This window comes from Geobacillus kaustophilus (assembly GCF_000948285.1).
Taxonomy (GTDB): domain Bacteria; phylum Bacillota; class Bacilli; order Bacillales; family Anoxybacillaceae; genus Geobacillus; species Geobacillus thermoleovorans_A.
In genome coordinates this window covers 1886638-1902251 of record NZ_JYBP01000003.1, presented here as the reverse complement: position 1 = coordinate 1902251, position 15614 = coordinate 1886638, and the positions used below count along the sequence as shown (strand labels likewise).

The 15614-nt window shown below is 42.6% G+C and carries 8 protein-coding genes and 4 pseudogenes; 7 read left to right on the top strand and 5 right to left on the bottom strand.

Annotation, left to right across the window (positions count from 1 at the left end; genetic code table 11):
• Positions 1-2800: 2800 nt before the first annotated feature.
• The 3 genes and pseudogenes from LG52_RS21005 to LG52_RS19790 all read left to right on the top strand — a co-directional run.
• A pseudogene (locus tag LG52_RS21005) lies at positions 2801-3727 on the top strand (RHS repeat domain-containing protein); the annotation flags it as partial.
• A 365-nt stretch (positions 3728-4092) separates the two neighbouring features.
• Positions 4093-4326 carry a hypothetical protein gene (locus LG52_RS09850; RefSeq protein ID WP_033843279.1) on the top strand — a complete coding sequence of 78 codons (234 nt, stop codon included), beginning with the start codon at positions 4093-4095 and terminating at the stop codon, positions 4324-4326.
• Between the two features lie 186 nt (positions 4327-4512).
• Positions 4513-4662, top strand: coding sequence for a hypothetical protein (locus LG52_RS19790; protein ID WP_156135634.1), 150 nt, complete (start codon positions 4513-4515; stop codon positions 4660-4662).
• A gap of 43 nt (positions 4663-4705) precedes the next feature.
• On the opposite strand, the gene tnpC is transcribed toward LG52_RS19790, so the two are convergent.
• A complete protein-coding gene (tnpC, locus tag LG52_RS09845) occupies positions 4706-6154 on the bottom strand; it encodes an IS66 family transposase (RefSeq protein WP_044731779.1) in 1449 nt (482 codons plus the stop codon).
• Positions 6155-6247: 93 nt separating this feature from the next.
• On the opposite strand from tnpC, the pseudogene LG52_RS09840 reads away from it, so the two are divergent.
• Positions 6248-7585, top strand: a pseudogene (locus LG52_RS09840) (IS1182 family transposase); the annotation flags it as partial.
• A 99-nt stretch (positions 7586-7684) separates the two neighbouring features.
• On the opposite strand, the pseudogene LG52_RS19020 reads toward LG52_RS09840, so the two are convergent.
• A pseudogene (locus tag LG52_RS19020) lies at positions 7685-7958 on the bottom strand (excalibur calcium-binding domain-containing protein).
• A gap of 140 nt (positions 7959-8098) precedes the next feature.
• On the bottom strand, positions 8099-8521 hold the full coding sequence (locus LG52_RS09835; RefSeq protein WP_082056121.1) for a PH domain-containing protein: 423 nt from the start codon (positions 8519-8521) through the stop codon (positions 8099-8101).
• A gap of 78 nt (positions 8522-8599) precedes the next feature.
• Between LG52_RS09835 and LG52_RS19785 the strand changes: the two genes are divergently transcribed.
• The 3 genes and pseudogenes from LG52_RS19785 to LG52_RS20570 all read left to right on the top strand — a co-directional run.
• Positions 8600-12202: an RHS repeat-associated core domain-containing protein gene (locus LG52_RS19785; RefSeq protein WP_231584450.1), complete on the top strand. Its 3603-nt coding sequence runs from the start codon at positions 8600-8602 to the stop codon at positions 12200-12202.
• 61 nt (positions 12203-12263) lie between these two features.
• The gene (locus LG52_RS09825; RefSeq protein WP_044731778.1) at positions 12264-13178 is read left to right on the top strand and encodes a hypothetical protein; all 915 of its coding nucleotides are present in this window, start codon (positions 12264-12266) and stop codon (positions 13176-13178) included.
• A gap of 278 nt (positions 13179-13456) precedes the next feature.
• Positions 13457-13753 (top strand): annotated as a pseudogene (locus LG52_RS20570) (RHS repeat-associated core domain-containing protein); the annotation flags it as partial.
• Between the two features lie 108 nt (positions 13754-13861).
• Here LG52_RS20570 and LG52_RS20205 read toward each other — a convergent pair.
• Together LG52_RS20205 and LG52_RS20200 are read right to left on the bottom strand one after the other, a co-directional pair.
• Positions 13862-14401, bottom strand: a complete 540-nt coding sequence (locus LG52_RS20205) for an IS630 family transposase (RefSeq protein ID WP_044731563.1) — start codon at positions 14399-14401, stop codon at positions 13862-13864.
• Positions 14398-14928 (bottom strand): IS630 family transposase, encoded by a 531-nt coding sequence (locus tag LG52_RS20200; protein WP_044731501.1) that lies wholly within the window; start codon positions 14926-14928, stop codon positions 14398-14400. Before LG52_RS20200 ends, LG52_RS20205 begins: the two co-directional genes overlap by 4 nt.
• Positions 14929-15614: the final 686 nt, after the last annotated feature.

Sequence of the window (15614 nt, the reverse complement as noted above, 5' to 3'; positions counted from 1 at the left end):
TATCGTGGTTCAAGGAAACGAGGCAAGGTTCACGGATGAAGATGGCACGCTCCATATATTCACGAAATTATCCGACGGCACGTATAAAGCCCCGACAGGTGTTTACTTGGAGTTAAGCGAAACAACCGATGAATATATACTGACGACAAAAGATCAAACGAAAATCCACTTTCAAAAAAGTGACGGCAAGTTAACGAAAATCGTGGATGGACATGGGAATGCCACTACCTACAGTTATTCTAACGGAAAGCTAGTGTCGATTACCGATGCGTCGGGCAGAAAACTGAGTATGGAGTACAACGCAAGCGGCAGAATCCAGAAAATTACCGCCCCAATGAATCGGACAATCACGTATGAGTATAACAACGACTTGTTAACAAAAGTAACCCAGACGGGCGGGGAAGTAACGAGATACCAATATAATGAACTTGGTCGGTTAGAGAAAGTATTGGAACCGACACATACGGAAGCAAAACCGGTCGTTAATCAGTTCATTTATCATGGCGACAGGCTAAGCCAAGCGATTGATCCTGAAAACCGCATCTATACGATGAACTATGACCAAACAAAACGACAACTCGTCGTAACGCAACCGAATGGCCGTAAAATTCAGTATACCTTTAATGAAGCAGCGAATCCTATTCAAATCATTGAGGACGTAGATGGCTTAAACATTACGACAAGCTATGTTTATGAGGGAAATAATCTAGTAGAATCACGGGATCCGAATGATCAAAATGCAGCGAATCCTACTGAATCATATACGTATGACGCCAAGGGGAATGTGTTAACGGCGAAAGATAGTTATGGTACGGAAACATACGAGTATAACAAAAATAATGATGTCATCTCCATGACAGATACGGAAGGCGATACAACCACGATTGCCTATGATGGCTTAAATCCTGTATCTGAAACCGATCAATCGGGAAAAACGTCTTCGGTATCGAAGTATGATTCCTATGGGAACATTATTGAGGAAAGTGATACATTAGGCAGTGCCACGAATTTACTCTCTAATAGTGGCTTTGAACAAGGAATCACCGCTTGGAATCTGCTCAGTCATTATGATTCTGGGCAATTACTGGAAGACACGAATGTCTATAATGGATTGACAGGGAGAAAAACGTTAAAAATCGTCGCTGACTCTACTTCGCCAGGCACGGAACTTGGTTATGTAGCGGCTACCCAAGAAATCACAGTGAAACCGAATACCACGTATACGTTAAGCGGGAAGATCAAAACGAATTTAACGAAAGCCAATGCCTTTTTCAATGTTCAATTCATGAATAGTCAAAATCAAACGATTTCTTGGGCGGATCATCGTTATAGCCAACTTACAGGCACAAGACCTTGGACAGAGCGGCAAGTCACGTTTACCACTCCTTCGAATGCAGCCAAAATTCGCGTCTATTTAGAGGTCGATCATAAGTCTCCAGATGCTTCCGGAGAAGCGTGGTTTGATAATGTTCAATTAGAGGAAGCGCAGGTTTCTTCCAGCTACAACCCAGTTGTAAATAGCAGCTTTGAAGGAACCGTCACGAACTGGAGCGGAACAGGCGGAAGCGTAGATAATGCAGAATCGTTTGATGGGGCTTACTCTCTCAAAGTATCGAGAACAAGTACCACGCAGTCGGCTAGTGAATATAAACAGACGGTGATCGTAGGGCAAACTTCAAGTGATACACCGATTCGCCTGACACTCACCGGTCTTTCCAAAGCGCAGGATGTCAAAGCCAACGGAACCGTGAGCGCAAGCGATTATTCCATTACGGCTAAAGTATACTTTGTGGATGGAACGACCCAAACGTATACCGCCGATTTCCCTACTGGCAATCAAGATTGGAACCGTGCCGCCGTTTCGATTCAACCTTCCAAGCCAATGGATAAAATCGACATATCCGCTGTCTTCCGTGGCAATTACACGGGAACGGTATGGTTTGACGCGATCCGTTTAATGGAAGGAAACGTGGTGACGAAAAACAAGTATGATGCCAGCGGAAATTATGTCACGGAAGAAGTGGATGAAGAAGGTTATGTGGCGAAAAAGAATTATGATGCCGTAGGAAACCTGTTAAGCGAGTACGATAAGAAAGGAAACAAGAAAGAGTACACGTATGATTTATCGGATCGCTTAAAACAGCTGTTGTTAGCGAACGGTACTTCCGTCAACTACGATTATGACTTGAATGGCAATATGACTTCAAAAGTCATTCGAACCAGCGACGGCCAGTCTCAAACATTTGCCTATTCTTATGATGCGACCGGTAAACTCATGAAAACCGTCGGTCCGTTGAATGATGTGACAACGAATGAATATGATGCCAATGGAAATAAAATCAAAACGGTTTTGCCGAAAGGAAACACGATTCAATGGACGTATGACGGAACGGAACGGGTCAAAACAATTTCTTACAACAACGTTCCGTATTACGAATTTAGTTACGACAAAAACGGAAACAAACTTTCTGTACAATATTTAAAAGACGGTACGACCAAAACAAGAACATTTGATAAAGCGAATCGGCTGGTGGAACTGTCGGACCGTGGCGGGCTGCAAAAATGGCTGTACCCAACCACATCGGATAAATTGCAGCAGTTCATGTTCTCTCATGGGTCCTTTAGCCAAACGATCCATTACCAATATAATGCATTGGATCAAAATACGGTCGTCCAAGATGGAACGTATACGTACCGCTTTGACTATGACGAGAGAGGAAACGTTCGCACCTTCACGACAGGAAATGGGGCCGGTTCGACCTTTACGTATGATGACCGCGGCTTAGTGGAAAGCGTTTCGATCGGTACGGCGGACGGAAAAGAAATTTTATCGGAAACATACCGTTACGATGAAAACGGCAACCGGACGAAAGTGGAATCCCCAACGGGGGAAACGACCGTCTACCGTTACGATGCCCTAGACCAATTAGTGGAAGAGCAGCTTCCAGATGGCACGAAAATCGAGTATGCCTATGACGGATTCGGAAACCGGAAGCAAATCGTGAAAACCAAGGATGGGCAGTCGACGACGACCACGGCTGATTATAATGCGGCGAATCAGTTGGTTCGTTTCGGTGACGAAACAATCACGTACGATGCGAACGGCAACCGATTGGAAGACGGTCAGTATCAATATGAATGGAACGCAGCCGACCAGCTCGTCTCGATTACAAGAAAAGGTGAAAGCACTCCTTTTGTGACGTACAAATATGATGAAGACGGCCGACGCATCCAAAAGAACGTCAATGGCGTCGTGACGAACTACCATTACCAAGGCGATAGCTTAAATGTTCTATACGAAACCGATGCGAGTGGAAATGTGGTAAAATCGTATATATATGGAGAAAACGGTCAGCTTCTTGCCATGAAAAAAGGCAATGCGACATATTTTTACCACTATAACGCGCATGGAGATGTCATCGCCCTGACGGATGAGCAAGGAAATATCGTTGCCCGTTATCAATACGATGCATGGGGAAATATTCTTTCCCAATCTGGCGACTTAGCGGACGAAAACCCATACCGATATGCGGGGTACCAATATGACAACGAAACGGGTCTCTATTACTTAATTGCCCGGTACTATCATCCAGAGCATGGCGTGTTCCTTTCCTTGGATCCAGATCCAGGGGATACAGATGATATTCTCACGCAGAATGGGTATGCGTATGCGAATAACAATCCGGTGATGTTGGTGGATCCGGATGGGAAGTTTGCGTATGCTGTAGGGCTTTATTTTGTTCCTGGTGTTGGACAAGTAATGTTAATTGGTACTGCTGCTGTTGTCGGGGCCTATGGAGCGTGGTATTTAGGAAAGAAAGTAAAAAGTTTGACTAGTAAAGGTTCTTTACCTCTAACAGGCCCTAGAAAAGGAAGCTTAACTTTAAGGGATGAGAAAGGAAAAGTTATACAACGAAGATATTATGATAGTGCGGGAAGAGCGAAAAAAGACATGGACTATAGCGATCACGGAAATCCGAAACATCATCCTTGGGGACCACATCGACATAAATGGAAATGGGATGGGAAAAAACCTAAAAGAGGGAAAGCAGAACCAATGAATAAAGGTAGAAGAAAGTAGGAAGATAAAATATGAGTTTAGAAAAATTAATAGAGCTTATAGAGATTGGACATGATATAGAATTTATCTATAAGGGTGAACGTTATTCAATAACTAATACTCAAGTAGGCATTTGCCTTACAAAGTACTATAATTTAAATCATCAAGAATATACAAATGTAAGTGATTTTATAAATAATGCGTTGATTGGTGAAGAAAAATTAAAAGACATTGTATCTCAAATTCAAATTACCGGTATTTTTTAAATATCGAACATTCATATCTCATATGATGATAAAAATGCCTGTATACAGTGTTTCTGAAGATGCTCTGCATACTTTGGAAGTACAAATGTTTAATAGAGGTATACGCAAAAAGCCCCAGCTTGTCGACAAAGTCGACAAGCTGTTTTAATATATAGGTATAAGGGTATCTTGAAGGAGTGGAATAAGATGCTTCAACGTTACCAAGAAGATCGGAGACATATCGAAACAACGGTAAAAATTGATGATCTTGTTCCTGAAGACCACCTTGTTCGTAAACTAGAAAAAGCCATTGACTTCTCCTTTATCGTAACTATTCACCTCGATGCTAGTGTGTAAAGTAGCCCAGCACAAATAGGGCATTTCTGTCATAGAAAATGCCCTACGTAGCGGAAAGAACACGATCTATCGTTTCGCCTGTCAACAGAAGACACAACGAGTCCCACACGTTTTTTTCGTGCTTGGTGAGTGTGGAAACGATGCTCCTTGCGATGCAAAACGACTGCGCGAACGTTTCCTGACGAAATGTACCCGAGATGTTCTCTTTGACTTTGACCATGCGAAGATCCCGTTCGGCTTGGTTGTTGTCAAAAGGAACGTGAGCTTCACGCAAAAAGCGCAGCACTTCTTCCTTTCGTTTTTGAAGTCGCCGAACGAAGGAGAGCGCTTTTTTCGGCAACGGTGTCATCCCTTCCAACTGATGGTTGGCTTTCTCGAGTATGCGATCATACACGTGCTCCCAACGTTTCGCTTCTTCTTCAGGAAGAAAGCCACCATGTTGTTCGACCACTTGTTTGGCATTTAATAGAAACGTGGTCATCCGTTTTGCCCATGTATGCCCTTGTTCGATGAATCCTTTCAAGCCACGTAAATGATGGGCATGACAAAGGGCATGTGTGGCTTCGGTGTATCTCGGGTATGTACCGAATGCATCATGCATCATCGTTCCTTTATATCGTGGAAGAATCCCGATTTCATCGGTTGCTTTCTTTCCACGAGAAGCGTGAGGAGCTAAGTACGTATATGCGGATGTACAGGCGACATGAACCCAGGCCTGTTTGCCATCGATCCGCAAGCTCGTTTCATCGACATGCAAGATGTCCGATTGAAGCAATGCTTCCTCGATGATGTCCATGTTTGGTTCGAGTGCTTCGCGACCTCGTTTGACCATATTGACAAGTGTTCCTGTGCTGATCGGATGTTGATATAGCTCTTCCATCATGTCACGTAAACGTTGATATGGAATCATTTGTATGTTGTATAAATACACGACAAGCGCCGTGATCCGTGGACCATATTGCACATGATTGGTGACGTGTGATGGGAACTCGGCTTGTTGCACGCATCGGCAATGTGGACATGATTTCACTTCGCGTTCATGTTGTGTCACTTCCATCGTCACGAGAGGCAGATCAAACACTTGACGGACATCGACTTTGAACGGTTTTACGTCACGCAAAGAAGACCCGCATCCTTGACACGTATCTACGCGATGGACGACACGATGATGTGGATGTTCCACTTGACGGAGCGTCGTTCCCTCATGTCCCTCCCGTCCGCCAGGCTTTTTGCCAGACGGCTCGCGGGAGGAACGCTTTTTCTCAAAACGGTCAGAAGATGGGGGCAGATGGCTATTAGAGCTGTTTTTTTTCGTGCGTGCTTCCAGCTCTTGAACGCGATACTTCAGTTGTTCATTTTCTTTGCGTAGCTGTTTGTTTTCTTGACGCAAATGTTCATTTTCTTGAATGAGTTGATGAATGAGCTGTTTTTGTTGTTGGACTTTGCTGATTAAGCTTTCAACCGTCAATACAGCTTGTTGTACCGTCAACATGCGATTCACCTCCTTGTCTATCAATATTCACATCATAGACAGGAAAACCAAAAAATATTCAGCTCACTTTATGAGGTGGCTGAATAGTTACCCTTTATCTACGATATGGTCAAGGATTTGTATTCTCCTAACCATGGACGACCAAGTCTTGATCCCGTTGTGCTGTTCAAAATGTATTTGATTCGTTACATCTTTGGGATTCGTTCGATGCGTGAAACCGTAGAACAGATTCGAACAAATGTGGCTTATCGTTGGTTTTTGGGATTGAGTCTGCATGATCCTGTGCCCCATCATTCGACACCAAGTAAAAACTACACGCGACGTTTTGCGGGAACCGATGTTTTTCAAAAGATTTTTTCAAGAATCTTGGAAGAAGCCTTTCAACACGGGCTTGTGGATCCAAGTGTCGTATTTGTCGATTCTACTCATGTGAAGGCGAGTGCGAACAAAAGAAAATTCACAACAGAAATGGCAGAAGTGGAAGCGAAAGCTTATCAAGATGAATTAGAAAAAGAAATTGAGCGAGATCGCATCGCTCATGGGAAATCCCCACTACCGCCAGAAAATGATAAAAAAAAACGAGAAATCAAAGTCAGTAAAACAGATCCAGACAGTGGGATGTTTGTGAAAAATGAACGTGAACGGGTATTTGCTTACTCTTATCACACCGCTTGTGACCGACATGGTTGGATATTACACACGTATGTCACTGCCGCCAATGTTCATGATAGCCAAGCGTTTTTTGAACTGTTTGAGCGAGTGAAGCAAGAAATCAAAGGATGCCCAACAGATGTGTGCATCGATGCCGGATATAAAACGCCAGCGATTGCGAAATACCTATTAGAACAAGAGATCCATCCGATTTGGCCATATACTCGTCCAAAGACGAAAGATGGGTTCTTCCGAAAATCTGAATTTGCATATGACGAACATTTTGACTGTTACCTTTGTCCCAATCACCAAGTGTTATCTTATTCAACAACGAATCGGGAAGGCTATCGGGAGTATAAATCAGATCCATCCATCTGTCAGGGATGTCCATCCCTTCAAAAGTGTACAGCAAGCAAAAATCATACGAAAGTCGTGACACGCCATGTTTGGCAAGAGTATTACGAAGAAGCCGAACATTTACGATATGTACCAGAACATCGCGAGTTGTATGAATTAAGGAAACAGACGATTGAACGGAATTTTGCAGATTTAAAAGAGAAGCATGGTCTGCGCTGGACGAATTACCGAGGATTGGAAAGAAACCAGATGCAGGCGATGCTTGTTTGTGCTGCCATGAATTTAAAGAAATTGGCGAACTACTTGTGGAGAAAGGGCCTCTCCTTTCTGTATGTATTCGAGTATGCATCTATTTTGGTTCGTTCATCAAGAAAAACAACCTTAAAAATGGAACAAAATGGTTATAAGACAACTGTCTTATAACCATTTTGTCAACAGTCTGAGCCCTTCTCATTCGAGAAGGGCTTTTTATATGTAAGGTCTTTGCAATAAGTATTTGATGATGCACTAGAAAACGAATGCTTATCGTTCACAAGCGATGAAGTCTTTATCTTGATCCAACTTTTTATTAGCATCATAGAGTGCCTTTGAAACATAAGGCTTGTATTTGGTTTTACCTCCTTTGTTTTTGACAGAAGAAGAGCGAGCGACGCCGCCTGGATAATCCTTGTTTAAAGCTGAACAGTTTTTATACGTTTTAACCTTCGATGCTGCCTCTGCATTGTTTGTTGAAAGAATCAAAAGAAAAACCAAGAATTAGTCCTAAAGATAGAAAAGCAACGATTAATTGTTTCATAATAAAAACCTCCCTCTATAATTTACCTTTTTTGTAATATATCATAATTCAATTAATTGTTTCTTTTCAATATAAACAAATATTTGCAAATCGAATACTGTTATTTTGTATTTTTATTAATCGCTTTGAGTAAGCTCTTTTTAAGCCTTCACGCTATGCTCACTGATCCGATCACGAATCGCTTTGACTATTGAATCAATATTATAGTCCGGGATATTTCGGATAGTGCGTTTTTTGCTTCCGAACAATCCTTTCATTTCTAAGTAAATAATACCTGTATTCATGAGAGCAATTGGGCTTGGGATAATATCGAAGTCCACACTCTTGATGTCCTTGTACTTAACTACTTCCGCTTCCGCTCCACCGAACAATCCGCCTTTCATCGCAACGAAATAAAGGTTGTGTTCACCCACAACAATAAATCCTGTTTTTGTTAGTTTCGGATCGGCAACATTAAATGAATAAATCTTTTCGCCTTCCTTCATGACTTTCTTGAGCGCTTTGAACGCATACTGATAAAAGGTACGTTCTGTTTTCGGGAACTCTTTCGATATTTCTTCCATTTACCGGTCGTTAATCAGTTCATTTATCATGGCGACAGGCTAAGCCAAGCGATTGATCCTGAAAACCGCATCTATACGATGAACTATGACCAAACAAAACGACAACTTGTCGTAACGCAACCGAATGGCCGTAAAATTCAGTATAAATTTAATGAAGCAGCGAACCCAATTCAAATTATCGAAGACGTAGATGGCTTAAACATTACGACAAGCTATGTTTATGAGGGAAATAATCTAGTAGAATCACGGGATCCGAATGATCAAAATGCAGCGAATCCTACTGAATCATATACGTATGACGCCAAGGGGAATGTGTTAACGGCGAAAGATAGTTATGGTACGGAAACATACGAGTATAACAAAAATAATGATGTCATCTCCATGACAGATACGGAAGGCGATACAACCACGATTGCCTATGATGGCTTAAATCCTGTATCTGAAACCGATCAATCGGGAAAAACGTCTTCTGTATCGAAGTACGATGCCTATGGGAATATCATTGAAGAAAGCGATACATTAGGCAGTGCCACGAATTTACTCTCTAATAGTGGCTTTGAACAAGGAATCACCGCTTGGAATCTGCTCAGTCATTATGATTCTGGGCAATTACTGGAAGACACGAATGTCTATAATGGATTGACAGGGAGAAAAACGTTAAAAATCGTCGCTGACTCTACTTCGCCAGGCACGGAACTTGGTTATGTAGCGGCTACCCAAGAAATCACAGTGAAACCGAATACCACGTATACGTTAAGCGGGAAGATCAAAACGAATTTAACGAAAGCCAATGCCTTTTTCAATGTTCAATTCATGAATAGTCAAAATCAAACGATTTCTTGGGCGGATCATCGTTATAGCCAACTTACAGGCACAAGACCTTGGACAGAGCGGCAAGTCACGTTTACCACTCCTTCGAATGCAGCCAAAATTCGCGTCTATTTAGAGGTCGATCATAAGTCTCCAGATGCTTCCGGAGAAGCGTGGTTTGATAATGTTCAATTAGAGGAAGCGCAGGTTTCTTCCAGCTACAACCCAGTTGTAAATAGCAGCTTTGAAGGAACCGTCACGAACTGGAGCGGAACAGGCGGAAGCGTAGATAATGCAGAATCGTTTGATGGGGCTTACTCTCTCAAAGTATCGAGAACAAGTACCACGCAGTCGGCTAGTGAATATAAACAGACGGTGATCGTAGGGCAAACTTCAAGTGATACACCGATTCGCCTGACACTCACCGGTCTTTCCAAAGCGCAGGATGTCAAAGCCAACGGAACCGTGAGCGCAAGCGATTATTCCATTACGGCTAAAGTATACTTTGTGGATGGAACGACCCAAACGTATACCGCCGATTTCCCTACTGGCAATCAAGATTGGAACCGTGCCGCCGTTTCGATTCAACCTTCCAAGCCAATGGATAAAATCGACATATCCGCTGTCTTCCGTGGCAATTACACGGGAACGGTATGGTTTGACGCGATCCGTTTAATGGAAGGAAACGTGGTGACGAAAAACAAGTATGATGCAAGCGGAAATTATGTCACGGAAGAAGTGGATGAAGAAGGCTATGTGGCGAAAAAGAATTATGATGCCGTAGGAAATCTGTTAAGCGAATACGATAAGAAAGGAAATAAGAAAGAGTACAAGTATGACGCATCAAATCGTTTAAAACAGCTCCTATTGGCGAATGGAACGTCCGTCAACTATGATTATGACTTGAACGGCAACATGACTTCCAAAGTCATTCAAACTAGTGGCGGTCAGTCACAAGGATTTAGTTATTCTTATGATAAGACTGGAAAACTCATTAAAACGGTTGGTCCGCTCAATGATGTGACAACAAATGAATATGACGCGAACGGCAATAAAATTAAAACCGTCTTGCCGAAAGGAAACACGATTCAATGGACGTATGACGGGGCCGAAAGAGTCAAAACTGTTTCCTACAACAACGTCCCGTATTACGAATTTAGTTACGACAAAAACGGAAACGAACTTTCTGTACAATATTTAAAAGACGGTACGACCAAGACAAGAAAATTTGATTCCGCGAATCGTGTCATTGAACAATCCGACCGCGGAGGATTACAAAAGTGGACCTATCCGACGACATCGGATAAATTACAACAGTTTATGTTCTCCCATGGATCGTTTAGCCAAACAGTCACATACCAATACAATGCCTTGGATCAAAATACGGCCGTCCAAGATGGAACGTATACGTACCGCTTTGACTATGACGAGAGAGGAAACGTTCGCACCTTCACGACAGGAAATGGAGCTGGTTCGACCTTTACGTATGATGACCGTGGCTTAGTGGAAAGCGTTTCGGTCGGTACGGCGGACGGAAAAGAAATTTTATCGGAAACATACCGTTACGATGAAAACGGCAACCGGACGAAAGTGGAATCCCCAACGGGGGAAACGACCGTCTACCGTTACGATGCCCTAGACCAATTAGTGGAAGAGCAGCTTCCAGATGGCACGAAAATCGAGTATGCCTATGACGGATTCGGAAACCGGAAGCAAATCGTGAAAACCAAGGATGGGCAGTCGACGACGACCACGGCTGATTATAATGCGGCGAATCAGTTGGTTCGTTTCGGTGACGAAACAATCACGTACGATGCGAACGGCAACCGATTGGAAGACGGTCAGTATCAATATGAATGGAACGCAGCCGACCAGCTCGTCTCGATTACAAGAAAAGGTGAAAGCACTCCTTTTGTGACGTACAAATATGATGAAGACGGCCGGCGCATCCAAAAGAATGTCAATGGCGTCGTGACGAACTACCATTACCAAGGGGACAGCCTCAACGTTCTGTATGAAACCGATGCGAGTGGAAATGTGGTAAAATCGTATATATACGGAGAAAACGGTCAGCTGTTGGCGATGAAAAAAGGTGGTGCCACGTACTTCTACCACTATAACGCCCATGGCGATGTCATCGCCCTAACGGATGCGCAAGGAAACATCGTAGCCCGTTACCAATACGATGCGTGGGGGAACATTCTATCCCAATCCGGCGCATTGGCGGACGAAAACCCATACCGATATGCGGGATACCAATATGACCAAGAAACGGGTCTTTATTACCTGATTGCCCGGTACTATCATCCAACGCATGGCGTGTTCCTTTCTTTGGATCCAGACCCAGGGGATGCGGACGATATCCTCACACAAAACGGCTATACGTACGCGAACAACAATCCGGTGATGTTGGTGGATCCGGATGGGCATTGGGTATGGTTGGCAGCAGGAGCGTTAATCGGAGGAGTATCGTCGTATAAGTCTGCAAAAAGTAGAGGTCTCAAAGGTTGGAAGTTGTGGGGGTCTGTTGCAATAGGAGCTGGTTTAGGTGCTATCGGTGGAATAGGCTCAGGTGCTTATCGTGCATCTAAAGTTGCAAGAAATATTTACAATATTACTAAGGGTCCTGCATATGTTAGAGGGAGAGCCGCGCACCAAGCATGGACAAAAGCTATGAAAAGAGTTGTTCCTGGAGGCAAATATGATAAACCATTAAGAGGTACTAAAAAACGTCCAGACCTTCAATTTTTTAGAGGAAGGGTTGTCGTTGAATTAAAACCAAAAGGTTCTTGGAAAAGAAGCTATGTAAAAAGGCAACTCAAGAATTATAAGAAAGCCGGCGCATGGATTATAATTAAGGCAAGTTATTAAAGATATTTTGGGACACACACTTAGAGTGTGTCTCTCTTTGATAGTTTTAGGGGTGAAAAATATGAATCAATATGAGGAGACGGTTAGAAATTTAGTTAATAATTTTAATGAGCATAATATAGATATAGTTGCTCAAGATTTAGCTAAGATGGGAAGGGACATAATTACTATCTTACAAAAATACTTTTATAAAGTAGATCCTAATGGTAAGATTGGGATATTAGAAACATTGAAATTATTAAATGACAGTAGTGTAATCCCTTTTCTGAAAGCTATTCTTGAAGATGAGACAGAGATATTTTTTGTTAAAGCTTATGCAGAAAGTGTATTGGATTTTTTAGAGGGTAAAGAAACTCAATTAAAAAGAAAAATTCACAATTTATCTAAAAAAAGTGGCACGGATTTAATCGCAGATATAGCTATGATAGGAACAATTGGCGATTACAATGATATAAGAGAATTAGACAAAATCAAGACGGATAACAAAGAGGTACTGGAACAAATCAAGGTAGCAAAATTACAAATAATATGTGGATTAGAAGAAATAATTAAGGAGTACAGAAAACCAGATTCCCGTTATTCTCATAAAGCATTAGCAGAGGCTATTTATCATTCATTTGATCATCCAGAAGCATCAAAAGTTATAATAGAAGATCTCTTTAGTGAGGAGTTTGAGCGTGTTTTTAGTGCCGTTACTCTACTTGCTTTCGCGGAAAAATTTCCTAAGAACAAAGTTACTAGAGATGTAGTAAATAAGTTCTTTGAAATTTTAACGGGTGATTTTAATACAACACTAAAGAATCATGCCATACTTGCAATAGGTAGATATGGAAATACTGATGATGCATCAAGACTTGAAAGAATTGTTGAGGAAAAAAAGCATTTAACAAAAAGGAAATTTTGGAAATGGCTAAGTGAAAGCGCACTGTTAGACGATATCCACATCACAATAAAGAAATTGAAACGAAAGAAATAGATGATTCACATTCTAAATGAGCAACAAGAAAACATCGTGGACCGTTACTATATAGATGCAATTTGAAGTTTTACCATTTGCAGCTTTTATCGACTGTCGGGCGACCGAACAACGCCGCTTCCAGACCCATATATGGGCCTGTGAAGCAGGTGGTCGTTCGGTCCTCCGTCATGCTTTGGCGCGACGGGGCAAGCCTGTGGCTTGCCTTCGACAGTCGAAAATGGACAAATCGCTTTTCCGTCAAGGATATGTTAAACTTCTTCGTTGCATCTATATAATACGATGCATGGGGGAACATTCTTTCCCAATCTGGCGACTTAGAGGACGAAAACCCATATCGATACGCAGGATACCAATATGACAACGAAACGGGTCTCTATTACTTAATTGCCCGGTACTATCATCCAGAGCATGGCGTGTTCCTTTCCTTGGATCCAGATCCAGGTAATGCGGATGATATCATCACGCAAAATGGATATGTGTATGCGAATAATAATCCTGTGAAATATGTTGACCCGGATGGAAGGTTTTCACAACGAGTTCGCTACGCTCTTAAAAAAGGATTTCAAGCTTGGATTGGTCAATATGTGGGAATGGAAAATGCAGGAGCTTTGGCTGAAAAACTTACATCTATATTTGCGGCGGCATCTATATAAATGCACCTTGAAAAGTTAACTTTTCGATTACGCGGAACACCCCAAGCGCCGCAACACTTCCTCCGGGCGTTCCTGAATGTAATGAGCAAATCGTTGAACCGCTTGCACGATCTCGTGGCGGTCTTTGTGAAAGGCGTTGGCGATCATCGTATCCTTCAGCCATTTCCACAAACGCTCGATCGGGTTGAGCTGCGGCGAGTAGGGAGGCAGATACAGGAAATGAAAACATTGTCCTTCTTCTCGCAAAAAGTCCTTCCCCATTCGAGCGTGATGAATCCGGGCATTGTCCAAGACGAGCGCAATGATCCGGTTGGGATGCCGCTCTTTGAGCAGGCGCAAGAAATCCAAGAACGTCGCAGCGTTGGCGGCTTCTGTTTGGTGAAGCACGATGTCCCCATCGTGGACGTTCACCGCGCCAAATACCGAAACATGGGCATGATGGCCGAATGTCGGCACACGTTTTTGACGACCGACCTCGGACCAAGTGGATCGCAAGACATGATAAGAGCGGATATGCGTTTCATCGATGTACAGAAGAACGGCATCTTCTGTCTCCTTGGTGATCAAGTTTTTTTTATCAAATCCATTTGCTTTTCAAATTGCTTTTGCTCATCCGGATTCCCTTTCGCCAGCGTGTACGTAGGGCGAGTCCATGACAGACCTTGACGGTGCAGGAGTTTTCGCAGCGCTTCACGGGAAAGGCAAACACCAAAGTGCTTTTCGACATAGGATTGCAGGAGTTTGGTGTTCCAGGCCGAAGCGACGTCCCAGCCCAGTTCCGCGGGAGTGGTGGTCAACACAAGCTGTTTGATCTCTTCCTGCTGTTCTTCGGTGAGAAACGGCTCCCGTCCAGGGGCGAAATCCCGATGAAGCAAGAGCTCCAGACCGCCTTCATTGAACAGCGACACATAATGGGAAACGGTTTGTCGGCACACGTTGACCATGGAGGCCGCCTCTTTGCCCAAATAACCTTCCATGACCAAACGAACCGCCATCACCCGTTGGCGAAGAAGCGCGTTTTTGATTTTCCGTTCCTGTTTGCGAAGCGTCCGTGGCGTCCATCCGTGATCATGGGTGATGTTGAGACGTTTCATGAATGATCCCGCTCCTTTTCCATAGGTTTCCTTAGGAACAGGATAACCGGAGTGTGCATCGGTTATACGAAGGTTAACTTTTTAATGAGCATGTATATACAACGGCTTTAACATATCAAGTAGTTTATATATTAGAAAGTGGAAAGGCTTCTCGGACCTTGTCACGTGTTGCCACCCAGAGGTTGTTGCGAGAAGCAAGAAAGACAGCTTTAAAAGCAGCTGTGAGAATGGGGATAAGAGTAGGAATTCCAATAGTCGGTTTGGCAGATGCTTGGGTTTTCATTTGGAATGCAGGTAAGGCATATCTGAAATATCCACGTCTAAAGAAGCGCTGAATTCCCAAAGTAACATGAAAGTCTATGAGGTATTTGGGATACAACGGTCTATATAAAAGCAACATAAAAAAAATATACTATCACAAAGAGGTTCCCAATATGAAAAGATTTTCACGAATAATATTAATTTCTTCTTTAGTAGGTGTAATAGCGTTCGTAACAGTAATTTTATTGTATGAAATTAAGTTTTTTAAGACTTTCTCTATTAATATCCCTAAATGGCTTTTTGTCATAATAACAGGATTAATTTATATAAAGTTTGAGGAGAAATGGTGGATTAAATTACTTTCTTTTATTTTGGGTATAGTTATATTCATGGTTTTATTGGTTATATTTATCCCTTAACTTAAC

Coding starts and splice junctions, on each gene's coding strand:
- LG52_RS09850 (WP_033843279.1), top strand. CDS start 4,093: ATGAGTTTAGAAAAATTAATAGAGCTTATAGAGATTGGACATGATATA.
- LG52_RS19790 (WP_156135634.1), top strand. CDS start 4,513: ATGCTTCAACGTTACCAAGAAGATCGGAGACATATCGAAACAACGGTA.
- tnpC (WP_044731779.1), bottom strand. CDS start 6,154: ATGTTGACGGTACAACAAGCTGTATTGACGGTTGAAAGCTTAATCAGC.
- LG52_RS09835 (WP_082056121.1), bottom strand. CDS start 8,521: ATGGAAGAAATATCGAAAGAGTTCCCGAAAACAGAACGTACCTTTTAT.
- LG52_RS19785 (WP_231584450.1), top strand. CDS start 8,600: ATGAACTATGACCAAACAAAACGACAACTTGTCGTAACGCAACCGAAT.
- LG52_RS09825 (WP_044731778.1), top strand. CDS start 12,264: ATGAATCAATATGAGGAGACGGTTAGAAATTTAGTTAATAATTTTAAT.
- LG52_RS20200 (WP_044731501.1), bottom strand. CDS start 14,928: ATGAAACGTCTCAACATCACCCATGATCACGGATGGACGCCACGGACG.